General features: G+C 67.8%; 9 protein-coding genes and 3 CRISPR repeat arrays (1 of these 12 only partly in view). All 9 genes read right to left on the bottom strand.

What is annotated here, in order from left to right; all coding sequences use genetic code 11:
* Positions 1 to 1,380: a CRISPR direct-repeat array (repeat unit 29 nt; unit sequence GGGACCATCCCCGCGTGCGCGGGGAGCAC) (it extends 52 nt beyond the left edge of the window).
* 134 nt (positions 1,381 to 1,514) lie between these two features.
* Entirely contained in the window at positions 1,515 to 1,865 is a 351-nt protein-coding gene (gene cas2e / locus ABZ297_RS34240; RefSeq protein WP_355355154.1) for a type I-E CRISPR-associated endoribonuclease Cas2e, read from the bottom strand.
* Complete coding sequence (gene cas1e, locus ABZ297_RS34235; protein WP_355355151.1) at positions 1,862 to 2,827, bottom strand: type I-E CRISPR-associated endonuclease Cas1e; 966 nt, start codon at positions 2,825 to 2,827, stop codon at positions 1,862 to 1,864. The genes cas2e and cas1e overlap by 4 nt, the downstream gene beginning before the upstream one ends.
* A gap of 3 nt (positions 2,828 to 2,830) precedes the next feature.
* Complete coding sequence (cas6e, locus tag ABZ297_RS34230; protein WP_355355148.1) at positions 2,831 to 3,520, bottom strand: type I-E CRISPR-associated protein Cas6/Cse3/CasE; 690 nt, start codon at positions 3,518 to 3,520, stop codon at positions 2,831 to 2,833.
* Positions 3,520 to 4,221: a type I-E CRISPR-associated protein Cas5/CasD gene (gene cas5e, locus ABZ297_RS34225; protein ID WP_355355145.1), complete on the bottom strand. Its 702-nt coding sequence runs from the start codon at positions 4,219 to 4,221 to the stop codon at positions 3,520 to 3,522. Before cas5e ends, cas6e begins: the two co-directional genes overlap by 1 nt.
* Positions 4,218 to 5,417, bottom strand: coding sequence for a type I-E CRISPR-associated protein Cas7/Cse4/CasC (gene cas7e, locus ABZ297_RS34220; RefSeq protein ID WP_355355142.1), 1,200 nt, complete (start codon positions 5,415 to 5,417; stop codon positions 4,218 to 4,220). The genes cas5e and cas7e overlap by 4 nt, the downstream gene beginning before the upstream one ends.
* A complete protein-coding gene (gene casB, locus ABZ297_RS34215) occupies positions 5,414 to 6,067 on the bottom strand; it encodes a type I-E CRISPR-associated protein Cse2/CasB (RefSeq protein WP_355355139.1) in 654 nt (217 codons plus the stop codon). Before casB ends, cas7e begins: the two co-directional genes overlap by 4 nt.
* Positions 6,064 to 7,740 carry a type I-E CRISPR-associated protein Cse1/CasA gene (casA, locus tag ABZ297_RS34210; RefSeq protein WP_355355136.1) on the bottom strand — a complete coding sequence of 559 codons (1,677 nt, stop codon included), beginning with the start codon at positions 7,738 to 7,740 and terminating at the stop codon, positions 6,064 to 6,066. Before casA ends, casB begins: the two co-directional genes overlap by 4 nt.
* Positions 7,730 to 10,639 carry a CRISPR-associated helicase Cas3' gene (gene cas3, locus ABZ297_RS34205; RefSeq protein WP_355355133.1) on the bottom strand — a complete coding sequence of 970 codons (2,910 nt, stop codon included), beginning with the start codon at positions 10,637 to 10,639 and terminating at the stop codon, positions 7,730 to 7,732. Before cas3 ends, casA begins: the two co-directional genes overlap by 11 nt.
* A 394-nt stretch (positions 10,640 to 11,033) precedes the next feature.
* Positions 11,034 to 12,708: a CRISPR direct-repeat array (repeat unit 28 nt; unit sequence TGCTCCCCGCGCACGCGGGGATGGTCCC).
* A gap of 269 nt (positions 12,709 to 12,977) precedes the next feature.
* Positions 12,978 to 13,430, bottom strand: coding sequence for a hypothetical protein (locus tag ABZ297_RS34200; protein ID WP_355355130.1), 453 nt, complete (start codon positions 13,428 to 13,430; stop codon positions 12,978 to 12,980).
* A gap of 319 nt (positions 13,431 to 13,749) precedes the next feature.
* A CRISPR array of direct repeats spans positions 13,750 to 14,205; the repeat unit is 29 nt; unit sequence GTGCTCCCCGTACACGCGGGGATGGTCCC.
* Between the last annotated feature and the right edge of the window lie 96 nt (positions 14,206 to 14,301).

Below are 14,301 nucleotides of genomic sequence, written 5' to 3'. Positions count from 1 at the left end.
TTGCGCTGGGGATCATCCCCGCGTGCGCGGGGAGCATCTCGGCCTCGACGGGCCACTGCGCGTCGTCCTGGAACCATCCCCGCGTGCGCGGGGAGCACCCCTCTCCCCCTTTCACCCGACCTGGAGCCCTGGGACCATCCCCGCGTGCGCGGGGAGCACTCGGTGCCGGCGCCCAGGTTGGTCGCGATGTTGGGACCATCCCCGCGTGCGCGGGGAGCACCTCGGGCTGGAGGATCGCGAGCCGTTCCTGCCGGGACCATCCCCGCGTGCGCGGGGAGCACTCGCCCCTGTGACGGATCGGGGAGCCAGGCAGGGGACCATCCCCGCGTGCGCGGGGAGCACTTTGTTGTTACAACTTCCGGTTTGTTCTGTTTGGGACCATCCCCGCGTGCGCGGGGAGCACCTGATCGCCTCCGGCACGGTGGACGACTACATGGGACCATCCCCGCGTGCGCGGGGAGCACCTGTTCGCCGGCGCGCTGGAGTCCCTGGCTCTGGGACCATCCCCGCGTGCGCGGGGAGCACTTCGGGGCGTGGATCGGCCTGTACGGCCGGAAGGGACCATCCCCGCGTGCGCGGGGAGCACCTGCCGTACTCCGACCCGGTCGCGGGTCTCGAGGGACCATCCCCGCGTGCGCGGGGAGCACCTGCCGTACTCCGACCCGGTCGCGGGTCTCGAGGGACCATCCCCGCGTGCGCGGGGAGCACATCTACAACTCGGGCGGCACGCGCACCGTGTGGGGACCATCCCCGCGTGCGCGGGGAGCACCCAGCCACACCGCACCACCGCAGGCGTCTCGGAGGACCATCCCCGCGTGCGCGGGGAGCACCCGATCTTCTCGATCGTGGCCATGAACGCCTGGGGACCATCCCCGCGTGCGCGGGGAGCACAGGCAGGCGGACAGGGTGCGCAGGCTGATCGCGGGACCATCCCCGCGTGCGCGGGGAGCACTCCTGCAGACCCGGCGGAATGTCGATGTCCCTGGGACCATCCCCGCGTGCGCGGGGAGCACCCAAGCCTCTGCCGCCAGGCGGGGGCTTTCGTGGGACCATCCCCGCGTGCGCGGGGAGCACAGGAATGAGAAAGGGCCCCATCTCACAGCGTGGGGACCATCCCCGCGTGCGCGGGGAGCACGGGCGTGCGCCGGGCAGGTGCGCACCCGGACGGGGACCATCCCTGCGTGCGCGGGGAGCACCACGGGACGCCTTCGCCGGTTTGGTGGAGAAGGGGACCATCCCCGCGTGCGCGGGGAGCACTGATCTCCATCATGTCCCAGACCACCGCGGTCAGGGACCATCCCCGCGTGCGCGGGGAGCACACCATTACGTGCGACCGCGGGTGCGGCTCCACGGGACCATCCCCGCGTGCGCGGGGAGCACACTCGCTGACCTGCATGGTTAGCAAGCGAGAGAGCGAAAACCGAGCACTTTCAGAGATTCGGACATTTCCGGCGTCCTCGGCGTCTGGTCATCGCGATGAGCCACATCTACACAGTAGGCCTGGCGATGACTGTCTAGCGTTGCCCATATCGGCGACGCTTTGCCGCCTTGCTCCAGTTACGCGGGGCGGCAGCCGGAGAGGGTGCAGGCAGATCTTTAGGGCGACGTAGCAGGATGAGGCCCTCATGATCGATGGGGTGCCACTTGTGGTCGTGAGTTTCGAAGGTGAAGCCCTGCTCGTTGTCAGTGGTGTACGCGAGCAGCGCTCGTCCGGTGTCTGCATACTGCTGGACTTCTAGCCAGAGGGCTTCTCGGATGCGAGCCGACGGACCGCCGATGAAGACACCAGGAGAAATCTCCATCAGCCAGCGAGTCAAGAACCCACGTAGTCCTACAGGACAGCGCGTGAGGACGATAACGGTCACCAGGGAACCTCGCCGATGTAGTCGTCGGCGTAGTTGCGGCCCGACTCCACCTCGATGCCGTGGTCGCTTTGCAGCGTGACCCGGTCGGTGTCGTCTTCCGTGGGGTCGCTGTGCACCTCATCCAGCAGGACCAGGCGTTTGATGTCTTCCACGCATCGCCTGAGTAGGCGCGTCTTGTTGACGTGGTCACGGATCGCTCTGCGCGTGCGCGACCCGACGTCTTCCGGGTCCTGTGCCGCCACGTCGAAGGCGATGGGGATGGCGACCTCCGTCTTGTAGAGGTCGGCAATGTCGAGGACGAATGCCAGTTCGTGCCCGGAGTGGATGAAACCAAGACCAGGCGCACATCCCAGCGCGGTGACGGTGGTCTGGGCGATGCCGTACATGCATTGCGCGGCTGCGGTGACCGCTTGGTTGACAGGGTCACCCGCGTTGAAGTCGCCGGGAACATAGATTCTGCCGTTCCAGGGAAGCCCGACTCGTTCGGCTTCCCGGCGGTAGCACTCCTTGACCCTGCGTCCTTCCCTGCCGAGAAGTTCGTGCCGCGTGAGGCCGTCGGGGTTCTCGTTCGGGAAGCGCATGCGATACATCTCGCGTGCAACGTCAAGCCGGGTGCGGCGGTTGGCCCACCTGGTCGCCTGCGCTTCGACGAGCGAAGAGGAGCGGTTGAGTGATCTCCCGCCGGAGTAGAAGCGCACCCCCTGCTCACCGACCCACACCACGCCAGCGCCGCTGTCACCCAGCAGGCTCATCGCCTGGTGGGTGACGCGGGTGCCGGGGCCAAGCAGAAGGGTTCCGATCGTGGCGGCCGGAATGTGGGTGACGCCCTCAGCATCCTCGGCCGTGATGGCGTTGTCTTCGCGGTGCAGGATGCATCGTTCCAGGTAGATGAACGAGATACGGTCTCCCATACGGGTGAGCTCGCGCGGCGAGGACATGCCGCGCTGGCCGACGGTGGCCACAGCTCACGCCTCGGCCAGGGTCATCAAGCCGCATCCGTAGGACTTCGCCCGGCCGAGCCCGCGGGTGAGGGTGCGCCTGAGCGCATCGGGATCGGTGACTTCCAGCCGGCCGTCGAAGGTGACGGTGAGCAGGGTGACTGGATCCTTCATGCCGCGCTTGGCGAAGGCCAACTGGCGCCGATCATGGACGATCAGCTCATGCTGGTCATGGTCGGGGATGAGCTGCCGTTCGACCGGCTTTTCGACCACCTTGAAGCCGGCCCTCTCTTGGCGCTCCAGCAGCCACTGGAGCTGGTGACGAGGGCCAACATGCGCGGTGAGTTTGGTGGGCTCGTCGGCTTTACGGCGGATGCTGTGCACAGGGTTGGCGGTGAGCCGGAAGGCCCACAGGCCGCCAACAGCCAGTCGGCCCAGTAGGGGCAGGTAGTCGTAGGTGTCCCAGCGGCCTGTCTGGGGCCAGCCGCCCTGCTCGACCAGGTGCGTGAGATCGGGTTTGTCCGGACTGACGATGTAGAGGTAGGTCTCGGCCCGGCTGTTCCGGTCGATCCGCCACAGCACCCGCGGCCCGTCCTCGCTCACGATAGGGATGTCGGCGAAGGAGGACATCACCGCAGCGTGCATGACCTGCGGCGACGACAGCAGCTTGCGCGCACCCACCCGGGCGGTGTTGAAGCGGAACCTCGTCAGGTACATCAGGCACCTTCCAGGACGGAGGTCGGGTCATGGTCGCGGGGCGCATACGGGTTCGGCTTGCTCACACCTGTCCGGCGCACTCCGCGCAGGGCGTAGCGGCGGTGGAGGGGGTCGAAGCTCAGAGGCTGGTCGCGCAGGCTGTCGACGGGCCCGTCGTCCTGCGTGGCCTCGATGAGGATCTCCAGGTCGACTCGGCGCTGAGTGCGGCGACTGCGCTGATACCAGCGCGAAGCCTGCCACCGCTCCTGCTCAAGCGCCTCCAGTAGGGGGTGTTCGTGGTCGACTCCCAGATCCACCGGTTGTGCCGGTGGGCAGGAGCGGCGTCCCAGGTAGGGCATGAAGACTGGGTCGCGCAGCGCCGCGTGCAGAGCGTCGATCAGTCGCTGGTCGCCTTCCACCCCCGCCACGAAGACGGCGTCGGCCAGGTAGAACCGGTCAGAGACCGGCTGCGCCTCTCCGCTGGCGAAGTGGTGCGCGGTCTGGAAGTCCCGCAGCACCGTGCCGGCCTGGTCGACGCGAACGCCGAAGCGCAGTGCCGCCAGGTCGGCGAGGTCGTCGGAGCGCTGGCGTCCCTGCGCCGCGGCGAGCAGCCCGATCACAGCGCTCTTGGTGGGCGCCGCTTCGGTGGAACGCCGGGCGAAGCGCGAGGAGGACCCCCACGATTGCAGGGGCCCAGCCAGTCGCATCAGTAGGACGCTCATGCCCCGTCCTGTCGCTGGACGATCTCCGCGCCGATGGCCGCAATCAGCTCGCGCAGCGGCACCTCGATGCCCAGCCCGGACAGCGCCTCGGTGTTCTTGCCGACCCGCAACACCCAGCACGGCGCATCCTCGGTAATACCGTATGCGCGTTCCAGCTCCGGTACGTACGACGCCAGGGTCTGCGACGCCTGCCGCACATGACCGCCGATCTCCGGCTCTACCCGGCACGGCTCCTCGAACGCAGCGACGAAGTTGATCGGACGGGACGACCGCACCTTCACCACTACCGCGTCCGGCAGCGTGTGGTTGCCGAAAGTGTTGATCTTCCCGGTCGGCAGCGAGGTGATGAAGCTCTCCACGAACGCCTCGACCGCCCGGCGGACGGGCTCGGTGACGGGCTCGTCTTCTCGTAGTCCCTTGCCGAGGTTCTTGCGGAGCAGGTCGACATCGACGGCGGCGTAACGGTAGAGGGTGGCCGAGTTGAACTCGACCGTTCCGATCATGCCAGCGCCCAGGTCGTCGGTCTCCCGCTTCTTGTAGTCGTCGACCGCGGTGTAGTAGTCGGATTCGTTGTCGGCCTGGTGGACGCTGATGGCATGTGCGACCTGTGCGGCGGCGTCGACGTTGATGTCTGCGCCGTCGGCCACCATGCGTCCGAACAGCGCGATGTCGACCGAGTGCCGACTGTTGGCGATCTGCCTGGCCTGGTCCTTGATGGCCTTGTCCTTGAAGAAGTCCTTGGGCGCGCCGTGGGCCTTGACGGCCAGTTCGGCCAGGCCGTCCAGCTGGTGGGCGCTGAGGAACATCAGGTACTTCGACTCCGGTGCGGGCGCGGCCTCGGTCTTGCCCTTCGCCCCCTCCGTCTTGCGCTTGGGCGGCTCGATCTTGGAGCCGGTGGCGGTCTGGATCGTCTCGGCGGCCAGTTCCCACGCCCGAGCCTGCTCGATCGTCCCGTCCAGCCGAGTGATGCGCTCGGTCAGCAACTCGGCGACCTTACGGGTGCGGACGCCGAGGTCGCTGGGGTCGAGCAGATCGTGGAAGCGCTGCCTGGTCGCACGCTTCCACGCCTGACTCGAAACGCGGGCGCGGCGCACCCCGCCGTACAGAGCGGTCTTCGGTGTGCCGGTGTCGTCGCGGTTCAAGCAGCTCGGCGGGACGGTCTGCAGCACGTGAAGTTCGAGCACGGTACGGATCATGAGGCGTCCCTTTCGGCCGATGCGTCAGTGTCAGTACGGGTCTCGCCCCCGGAGTTGTCGGGCCGGTAGGCGTGGAAACTGCGGCCCCAGCGCTGGCGTACCTGGCGCATCCCCTCCGGATGCTGCGCCTGGTAGAGCTGTCGAGCCAGGAGCGCGTAGTCGAGCGGGATCGACTGGCCGCGCAGCAGGGTGATGACCTCCCTCAGCCGGTTGGCGAGGGCCTGGCGAGTGCCGGCCGTCCCGACGCGCACGAACCGCCGCCGGATCGGCTCGTCGATCGCCCCACCGGACATCAGGCGGCGCACGGCTTCACCCAATTCGTCGCCTCGGCGGTGCATCCGCTGCTCGGGACGGGACTGCTGGTGCAGCGCATACAGGGTCACAGCCAGAAACAGAGCGGCCTCGGCTCGCTCAACTTCGCCATCACTCAGTTCTCGTTCGAACTGCAACTGCTCGGTTCCCGTCATGCCCCACAGCTCAGGAACGTCCTGTGGCAGCTTGCCCGCCCCACGTCTGAGCTGTGCCAAGGTCGAGACCGCCCAGCTCTCGTCCAGCAGATAGCCGGCTTGCAACCTGCTGATGTACTCCCCCGCGACGTCGCCGACGAGGTCGACTACCGACCGCTGGGCGGCGGGAGGGACCGTGGTCATGATCGTGCCTCCACGTCTTGTGGTTGACCGTCACCTTCAGGTGGCGTGGGAGCTGCTGCCGGTAGTGCCGCGCGCAGCCGGCTTCGGAAGCTCAGGTCGGCCTGTGATGCGCTCAACCAGAGTTCCTGGCCCTTCTTCGTCTCGATGACGCGCCCCTCCCAGGCGGCATCGCCTGCCGCGCGCAGGAGTTCATCGCCCAGGCGCCGGACGAGGCGGTCAACTCGCCGCTGCCAGTCGGATCTTCGCGCTGCTGGGTCGTCTCCCGGTCTGAGGCCGGCGAGCCATTCTCGGAACGCTCCATCAAGCGTGGCGAACCCGGAACCGCGTGCGATCTCCCTGGCGGGGTCGCTCTCGGCACCAGCGGCTCGGGCCAAATCGGCGGCGAGATCGCCGAGCACCGTCACGGCGTTCTCGGCGTCGGCGACGGCGTCGATCGCGGCCTGGCCAAGACCGGTGTCGCGCTGGTGAAGCAGCACCAGCGGCATGGCCACCGAATCGCCGATGATCTCGTCGATGACGGACTGCTGGGTGCCGTACACCGCGCCGAACAACCGTGCCCAAATGGGGAAGTCCAGCGGGAGGTCGCTTTCGACGGTGAGACGCGCGACCCAGTCCAGGATTCGGGGCCGGACGATGGCCGCAGCCTCGCCCCGTTGTTCGGCGCCGGGTGCCCGACCAGCGATCAGCGCACCCAGCCCTCGCCAGGCGCTCCGGCTCGGATCGTGTTCACGCGGCAGGTAGACCTGTGCCAGACCGAGCTTCTTCTCCTGCGCGGGGCTGCGCCGCCAGGCGGTCATCGGCTCGTGCTGGTGCATGTTGTGCGGGGCGAGCGGGTCACCGTAGGTGAGCAGGGCTCCGGAGACGCCGTCGGCATCGAAGGCGAGCCGTACTCTGCGTGACTGCCACGTATACAACTGCCGCACGCCCATGGGGCGGCCCTGGACGACCGGCCCAGGCCCGTCCGGGGGACGCCGCCATGCGGGACGATCACGTTCGGGATCGCAGCGAAGCGTGTCGGTGTCGAACGCGATCAGATTGAGGAGCAGGCTCTGCCGAAGGTTCTCACCTTCGACCAGGACGCCGCCCAGCATCCCCGCCCATGCCACGCCCTGCGGATACACCTTGCCGCCCTTGACCCGAGGGTCGCCGACCACGCCCGTCTTGATCCCGGATGTGTCGAAGGCGTGGGCGTGCACGACCCAGCGGGCAGCCTCGGCGAAGCCGAGACGGTCGACGCCACGCGCCCGCATGGTGAAGAACGGCACACCGTTGGGGACGTCGGCGACGATCCGGTCCAGCGAGCCGACCTCGCCCGTGGTGGTGTGCAGGCCGGCGGTCTGGAAGAAGGGCTGCTCAGGATGGAGCAGGTCGAAGCGGTCGCGGTGCTGGTCCAGGTAGGCGTTGATGCGGTCGACGGGCAGACCGTCGTCCCACAGTTCCTGCCATTCCTCCAGGTCGCCCGGCCCGTCGACCGCGTCATGCAGGATGGCCAGCAGCAGCCGCAGCAGCGCGAACTCCTGGGTGGGGACGTCCCCGACCAGCCGCCGCAGGTCGTCGGCCTGGTCGAAGACCTCACGCAGCGACAGCTCGTCTTGGCTGCCGTCTATGCGCTGCACTGGCAGCCACCGCCGACCGGTCAGATCGAACGAGAGCGGGGCGGACTCACTCGGCACGAACCACCTCCAGGCCATCAGTTGGGGTGTAACGCAGGTCGTAGCCTGCCAGGCGGGTACGACAGTTCTCGTCCAGCACGAGGATCAGCTCGCCAGCGAGCCAGTGGCTCTCCTTGGACTGCCACGCCGCGACGTACTCGGTCTCCAGCTCCTCGATCGCCCGGTCGACGACGCCGGGCAGGGAGAAGTGGAACGGAAGCCGAAGACCGCAGCCGGCCACGATGCGCGCAAGCTTGGGCTCCGGCACGAAGTCGGTCGGCAGTTCCAGCCCACCTCTTCCCTGACTCAGCTCAGGCAGCGTGGCCAGCGTGCCGTCCGACCGCCGCTGCACGACCAGCACCTCCAGGCACTCCCGGCTGTCGCGGACCTGGGCACGGCCACGCCGGGTATCGTCAGCGTCGCCGACTCCTGCCTCGACCCATCCCACCAGGGCCCGCCCTGGCTTGCCGGCCGCGTTGATCTGGAAGTCGTGCGCTCTCTCGTTCTGATCGGCCTGGCGACGCTCATGGTCCTCACGTGCTCGCGCCATGGCGTCCCGCCACTGTGGCGGGCCGACCTCCTCCGCGCCGTACGCCGACTGGACGAGCGGGCTGATGTCCTCAGGCAGCCGCAGCACGTTCCCGGTCTTGGAAGTACCAGACAGGTACGGCTCCAGCACCGCGGCCGAGCGGAGGAGCGCATGCCGCCGATAGATCCGCGTGGAACCGCCCACCGGTTCCACCACGGCCGCGTCCCAGTCTGCTCCCGTAACCAGGCAGCGAGGCGTCCTGAGCCGAGGTGGACGATCACTCTGATCCTTGCCGCCGCGCACATGCCGGTGCAGCCGGCCCATGCGCTGCAACAGCAGGTCGATCGGACATAAGTCCGAGACAAGGAGGTCGAAGTCGATGTCGAGAGACTGTTCAGCGACCTGGCTCGCCACCACAATGTGCGCCTCGGTGGGGCGGTCCCGGCTCTTCTCCGGCGGGCCGAACCGCCTCAGCAGTTCGGCGTCCTTTTCCGCCCGGTCCAAGTCGATGAACCGGGCATGCGCCACGCTTACCGCCTTCTCGCCGAACAGCTCACGTAGATACGCCGCGGTTTCCAGGACGCGGCCGACGGTGTTGCGCACCACCAGTACGCACCCGCCGTCGACCAGCTCGGTCTTGAGCCTGTCGGCCAGTGCGGCAAGGTCATCAGGCATCCGCTCGACCAGGATTTCGGTCCGACGACCCGATGCGGGCACGACTTCGGACACCATCGGACGCCCCGGCTCCACCGTCGTCAGCAGCGGATACGCCTGGACGTCCACCGCCTCCACGACGTCTTCGTCCGTGACCGTTTCCGCGTATGCCTGGGCGAGCTCGAGCCGGCGTCCCGCCGGAAGGGTCGCCGACAACACCACCACCGGCACCCGGTAGGCGCCGAGCCACGACAGCACCCGATCCAGGTAGGAGTTCATGTAGGCGTCGTAGGCGTGCGCCTCGTCGATGATGACGACCTTGCCCGCCAACGCCAGGTGACGCAGCGCCAGGTGACGGCTCTTCAACCCCATGAAGAGCAACTGGTCGATCGTCCCCACCACGAACTCCGACAGCATGCCCTTCTTCCTGCCGCGCAGCCACTGGTGAGCCACCAACTCGGCGGAACTGACGATCCGATCACCTCGTGGACGCCACTCGTCCGCGTCGCCGTCCACCTCCACGGCACGGATCTGACGCCGCCCCGTGCGCATCAACTCGGCGTAGTGCTCGTCGAGAGCCGCCTTGGAGTGCGCCAGCAGCACCGAGTGTGCCCCGGTACCGTCGTCAGGAAGGCGGCGCAGCCACTGGAGCATCCGCGGGAACATCGCATTGCCCGTCGCCATGGTCGGCAACGCGACAAAGCAACCTCCTGCCCCGGACCTGGCGGCGAAGACCTCAGCGACTGCCAGCGCAGCTTCGGTCTTCCCCTCTCCCATCGGCGCCTCGATCACCATCAGGCCGGGCGTCGACATGTTCTGTGCCGCGTCCACCGCACGTTCTTGGACCGGCCGGACACGCGCCTCGCGCGGCAACTCGAAGCGAGAGAAGAACAGCTCGGTGGGTTCCTCTTCGGGTTCGCGCGCTCGCCACGGCGCTGGAAGGTCGAGGCCGCGCCAGGCTGCCTCCACCCGATCGCGCTCGCTCTGGTGCTCTGCCTGCGGGAAGTACGGGAACAGCTCTGGGTTGCTTGCGATCCAGTCTGCGACGATGACCAGTCCGGTCAGCAATACCTGCGCCGGCTGCGACAACTTGACTTCTTGCCACTGCGCCAGCCTGTCGCTGACTTCGTATACTTCCGCGCAGCGGTCCAGAATCTCCCATTGCACGTCCCGCCACACCGAGGCGCACCCAGGTATGCGCAACAACTGCGGGTGGAGATTCACCTCGCGAATGTCGTGATTGGTCGGCGGGACCCCATGGTGGCCGCCGGCGATAATCGTGAATTGAGTTGTTGCCGATCGTGTCCAGCCGTGGCGTTCCATCAACCAGTCGCGCAATAGCACCTGCCCCGCCAGGCCATGTGGTGCGAGCTTACGATCAAGAAGCTGCTTTTGCAGCGGCATGCCCAAGCCTGCCGCGCGCATCGCGTCGGCAAGCGATTCCACCTGACAGGCGAAGGCCGGGGTGGCCTTCCCGATGTCGTGAGTGACCGCCAGCCAGACCGCCAGCCGGCGCCCGTCATCCACCCCTTCGGGAAGGGCCTGCGCGATGATCCGCTGCACCTGCAAAGGCATCCAGCGATCCCACAGCAGCCCCGCCACCGCACCGCTGTCGGCCAGATGCCGCCACAACGGCAGCCAGCCATTCGTGTCGTGATCGTGCTTGGCCCAAGCCGTCCGCGCCACAGCCGAAAGGCCGTCAACGACCCGACCGGGGGGCGGCTCCTCGTTGAGCATGGGCCCAATTAAAGACCATCAGCTCGCTGAGATTTCCAGAACCGACACTTCCACCAAGTAACACTTTGAACACCCACCTCCACCTCGCGGACATCACCCCTCTATCTCGACTTATGGGCAAATGATCAAATAGGCTGGCGCAAGCGGCGCCACACCGGGGTACGCAAGCCAGCTAGCTGCGCGAAGGCAGCCTGTCACTCCACTTGGCGCGGAACTGAATCCAGCGTGCACACCTCCGTCGAGAAGCTTCGGCGTAGCAGTAGGAGATCTAGCAATGAGCACGCTGCAGCAACTCGATCTACACGGAGAGAGCTCAGGATTGCCCGAAATGTCGGATTCTCTGAAAGTGTTCGAAATGAGCACTCCTCGCCGGTAGCATCCCAGGTCAGACAGTGTGCTCCCCGCGCACGCGGGGATGGTCCCGAAGATCAAAAGCTCATGATCTGCAGCGCAAGGTGCTCCCCGCGCACGCGGGGATGGTCCTACCGGCGTGTCGGGCACCGCCAGGGGCGGTGTGTGCTCCCCGCGCACGCGGGGATGGTCCCCTCTTTCAGGTGGTTGGTGCGAGAGCGGGGCTGTGCTCCCCGCGCACGCGGGGATGGTCCCGAGGAGACCGGCATCTACGAGGGCGACGGTGAGTGCTCCCCGCGCACGCGGGGATGGTCCCCTTCTCTGCCGTTCAGGGCCCGCTCGATGTGAGTGCTCCCCGCGCACGCGGGGATGGTCCCTCGTCGGCAACTGGAACGACGCGGAGGAGCGCGTGCTCCCCGCGCACGCGGGGATGGTCCCGCCGCCAGGGTGATCCTGAACGACCTGGCCTAGTGCTCCCCGCGCACGCGGGGATGGTCCCGGCTGCACCACCGGCGGCTCGGGGACCGGGATGTGCTCCCCGCGCACGCGGGGATGGTCCCTACGGATCGCCCATCAAGGAGTGGGGCCTCCCGTGCTCCCCGCGCACGCGGGGATGGTCCCGCTGGCCTGCCGACCGTGGGAGTGATCATCGCGTGCTCCCCGCGCACGCGGGGATGGTCCCCTTCTCCAACCAAACAGTGAAGGAGCGATGTGGTGCTCCCCGCGCACGCGGGGATGGTCCCTCGACACCGTTGGCGCTGATCGCAGTGATTGAGTGCTCCCCGCGCACGCGGGGATGGTCCCCCCGAGCGCCAGGCCCGCGCTCGGGGTTCTTCGTGCTCCCCGCGCACGCGGGGATGGTCCCCTAGCGCCCGGTCCGACGGTCGGGCACCCTGAGTGCTCCCCGCGCACGCGGGAATGGTCCCCAAACGAGCTTCCCGCCAGTGAGGCGGGCGTCGTGCTCCCCGCGCACGCGGGATGGTCCCGCTGGGAGGACCAGGTTGACGTTCGGCGTGACGTGCTCCCCTCGCACGCGGGGATGGTCCCGCTAGAAGGTTCTCCAGGGCCGCCCTGTTGTGGTGCTCCCCGCGCACGCGGGGATGGTCCCGGGGAACGACCGGGCAGCTTCTACCGGCGCCTGTGCTCCCCGCGCACGCGGGGATGGTCCCCAGAAGTACTGCTCGCTCTCACCGTCCTTGAAGTGCTCCCCGCGCACGCGGGGATGGTCCCCGCGACGGGAGCGCCGAGTTTTCCGGCACGTCGTGCTCCCCGCGCACGCGGGGATGGTCCCGCCGAAAGCCGCCCCCGGCACGGGGCGGCTCGGTGCTCCCCGCGCACGCGGGGATGGTCCCCGCCGCCCTGCACCAGCACCACCCCGGCCTCAGTGCTCCCCGCGCACGCAGGGATGGTCCCTCGGCCACCAGCTGGTGCTCGCTCGGGATGGCGTGCTCCCCGCGCACGCGGGGATGGTCCCGTGACGCTGGCCAGGTGGGCGTATCTGGCACGATGCTCCCCGCGCACGCGGGGATGGTCCCCAGTCGGCCCGCGATCAGGTGATCAAGCTGGCGTGCTCCCCGCGCACGCGGGGATGGTCCCGCCGGCCCGATCTCGCCGAGGCGGACCGCCGTGTGCTCCCCGGGCACGCGGGGATGGTCCCGCTCTCGCCGTCGTCAGCGAGACGTGGGACGGTAGCTCCCCGCGCACGCGGGGATTGGTTTCGTTCGCATACAGCGGCAACGTTCGTTGATGAGTTCGGGCAACACCCCTGATCGCCGAGGATTCGCGTCAATAAGTTCTGCAACACCCAGGGTCTTGCGGTGCAAGTATCTGGTGTGTCACCCACTGTGAGGGGCACTGAATGTCGCGGCAGGCCCGCCCAGGGTGATCTCTAGAGACTCAGTCATGCGCCCACCTGGCTACGCTTGGCCTCGCGGCCATCCTCGTCTGGGTACGCAGATGACCGGAAAGGCAGACCCCAGTTCCGCGATCAGTCGAACCAGACGACGAGCCGCACGTGCTCCGCGCCATGCAGCCCGGCAAGCGTCCTCATCACGTCCCAAATCGGTGCCCAATGGGTCCGTGGCCCGGCGGCAGAGCTTCGGCTGAGTGTGCCGGACCGATCGGTTTCGTCCCAGTTGGCGGTGGCCAGTTCGGCCCAGCTGATCCAAGTCGTTCCCCATACGTCCTTTGGGCCGCCTGAGGCGTTGAACGCGTCCCGCAGTCCGTCGGAGGCGTCCTTTGGTAGGCCGCGCCCCTCGGTCAGCGGCCGGAACCCGAAGGAGTTGCGGACGCCGAACAGGCAGGCGAGCGCGTCATACGCGTTGCCCGTGTTCAGGAGAAAGAGATCGATGGCGGCTTGCCATCCCGCGTCCTCGTCGTCTCCCTCCCAGACATGGACCCAAGGTCTGCACTCGATCATCCCGCTTACGTCGGTGGACATGTCCGCATTCTGCCGAGAAGGGAGCAAAGCCGTCGCCTCGGTATCGCAAGGCATGTCAGTCGTTGTCGAGCGGCAGGCCCTCGAATGCGCGCGGCCGGTCGAAGGTTTGGCTGCGGGCGGGCTCGAGCTGGGGCGGGCTCCGCGGCACCGTCGCTAAATCTCATCGACATCACCGCCCCGGCGGGCGTGAGAGCAGCTTAGATAGCCTGTGCCGACCAGTCTGCGCCGCTCCCTTCACAAGGAAGAGCCCGAAATGTCCGTTTCCTTGAAAGTGCTCGATTTCGACGCCGCCCGTCGGTAGCGTCGCAGGTCAGGAAGTGTGCTCCCTGTACACGCGGGGATGGTCCCAGTCCTTCATGCCGACACGCCAAGCCGACCCGGTGCTCCCTGTACACGCAGGGATGGTCCCAAGATGTCCACTCTCGTCGGCTCGGGCCTGGTGTGCTCCCTGTACACGCGGGGATGGTCCCGGCAGCGACGCGGGCACCTCACTTAAGACGATGTGCTCCCCGTACACGCGGGGATGGTCCCCCGCAGGGCGGCACCGTCCACGTCGCCGCGAAGTGCTCCCCGTACACGCGGGGATGGTCCCCCGCAGGGCGGCACCGTCCACGTCGCCGCGAAGTGCTCCCCGTACACGCGGGGATGGTCCCAGGTTGGGACAAGCTATGCCCTCGCCGGGCAGGTGCTCCCCGTACACGCGGGGATGGTCCCGCCCAACGGGCGGTCTTCGTCATCAGTTCTCCGTGCTCCCCGTACACGCGGGGATGGTCCCCGCTGGTTGCGTCCGCGGGAGTGGTGTACGAGTCTGGCCTGGTCACAGGCGTGGCGTCGTGAAATGAAGACGGCCATCGAGTGATCCTTCGAGTAG

It is taken from the genome of Nonomuraea sp. NPDC005983 (assembly GCF_040614375.1).
Taxonomy (GTDB): domain Bacteria; phylum Actinomycetota; class Actinomycetes; order Streptosporangiales; family Streptosporangiaceae; genus Nonomuraea.
This window is presented reverse-complemented; position numbering and strand designations above follow the sequence as displayed.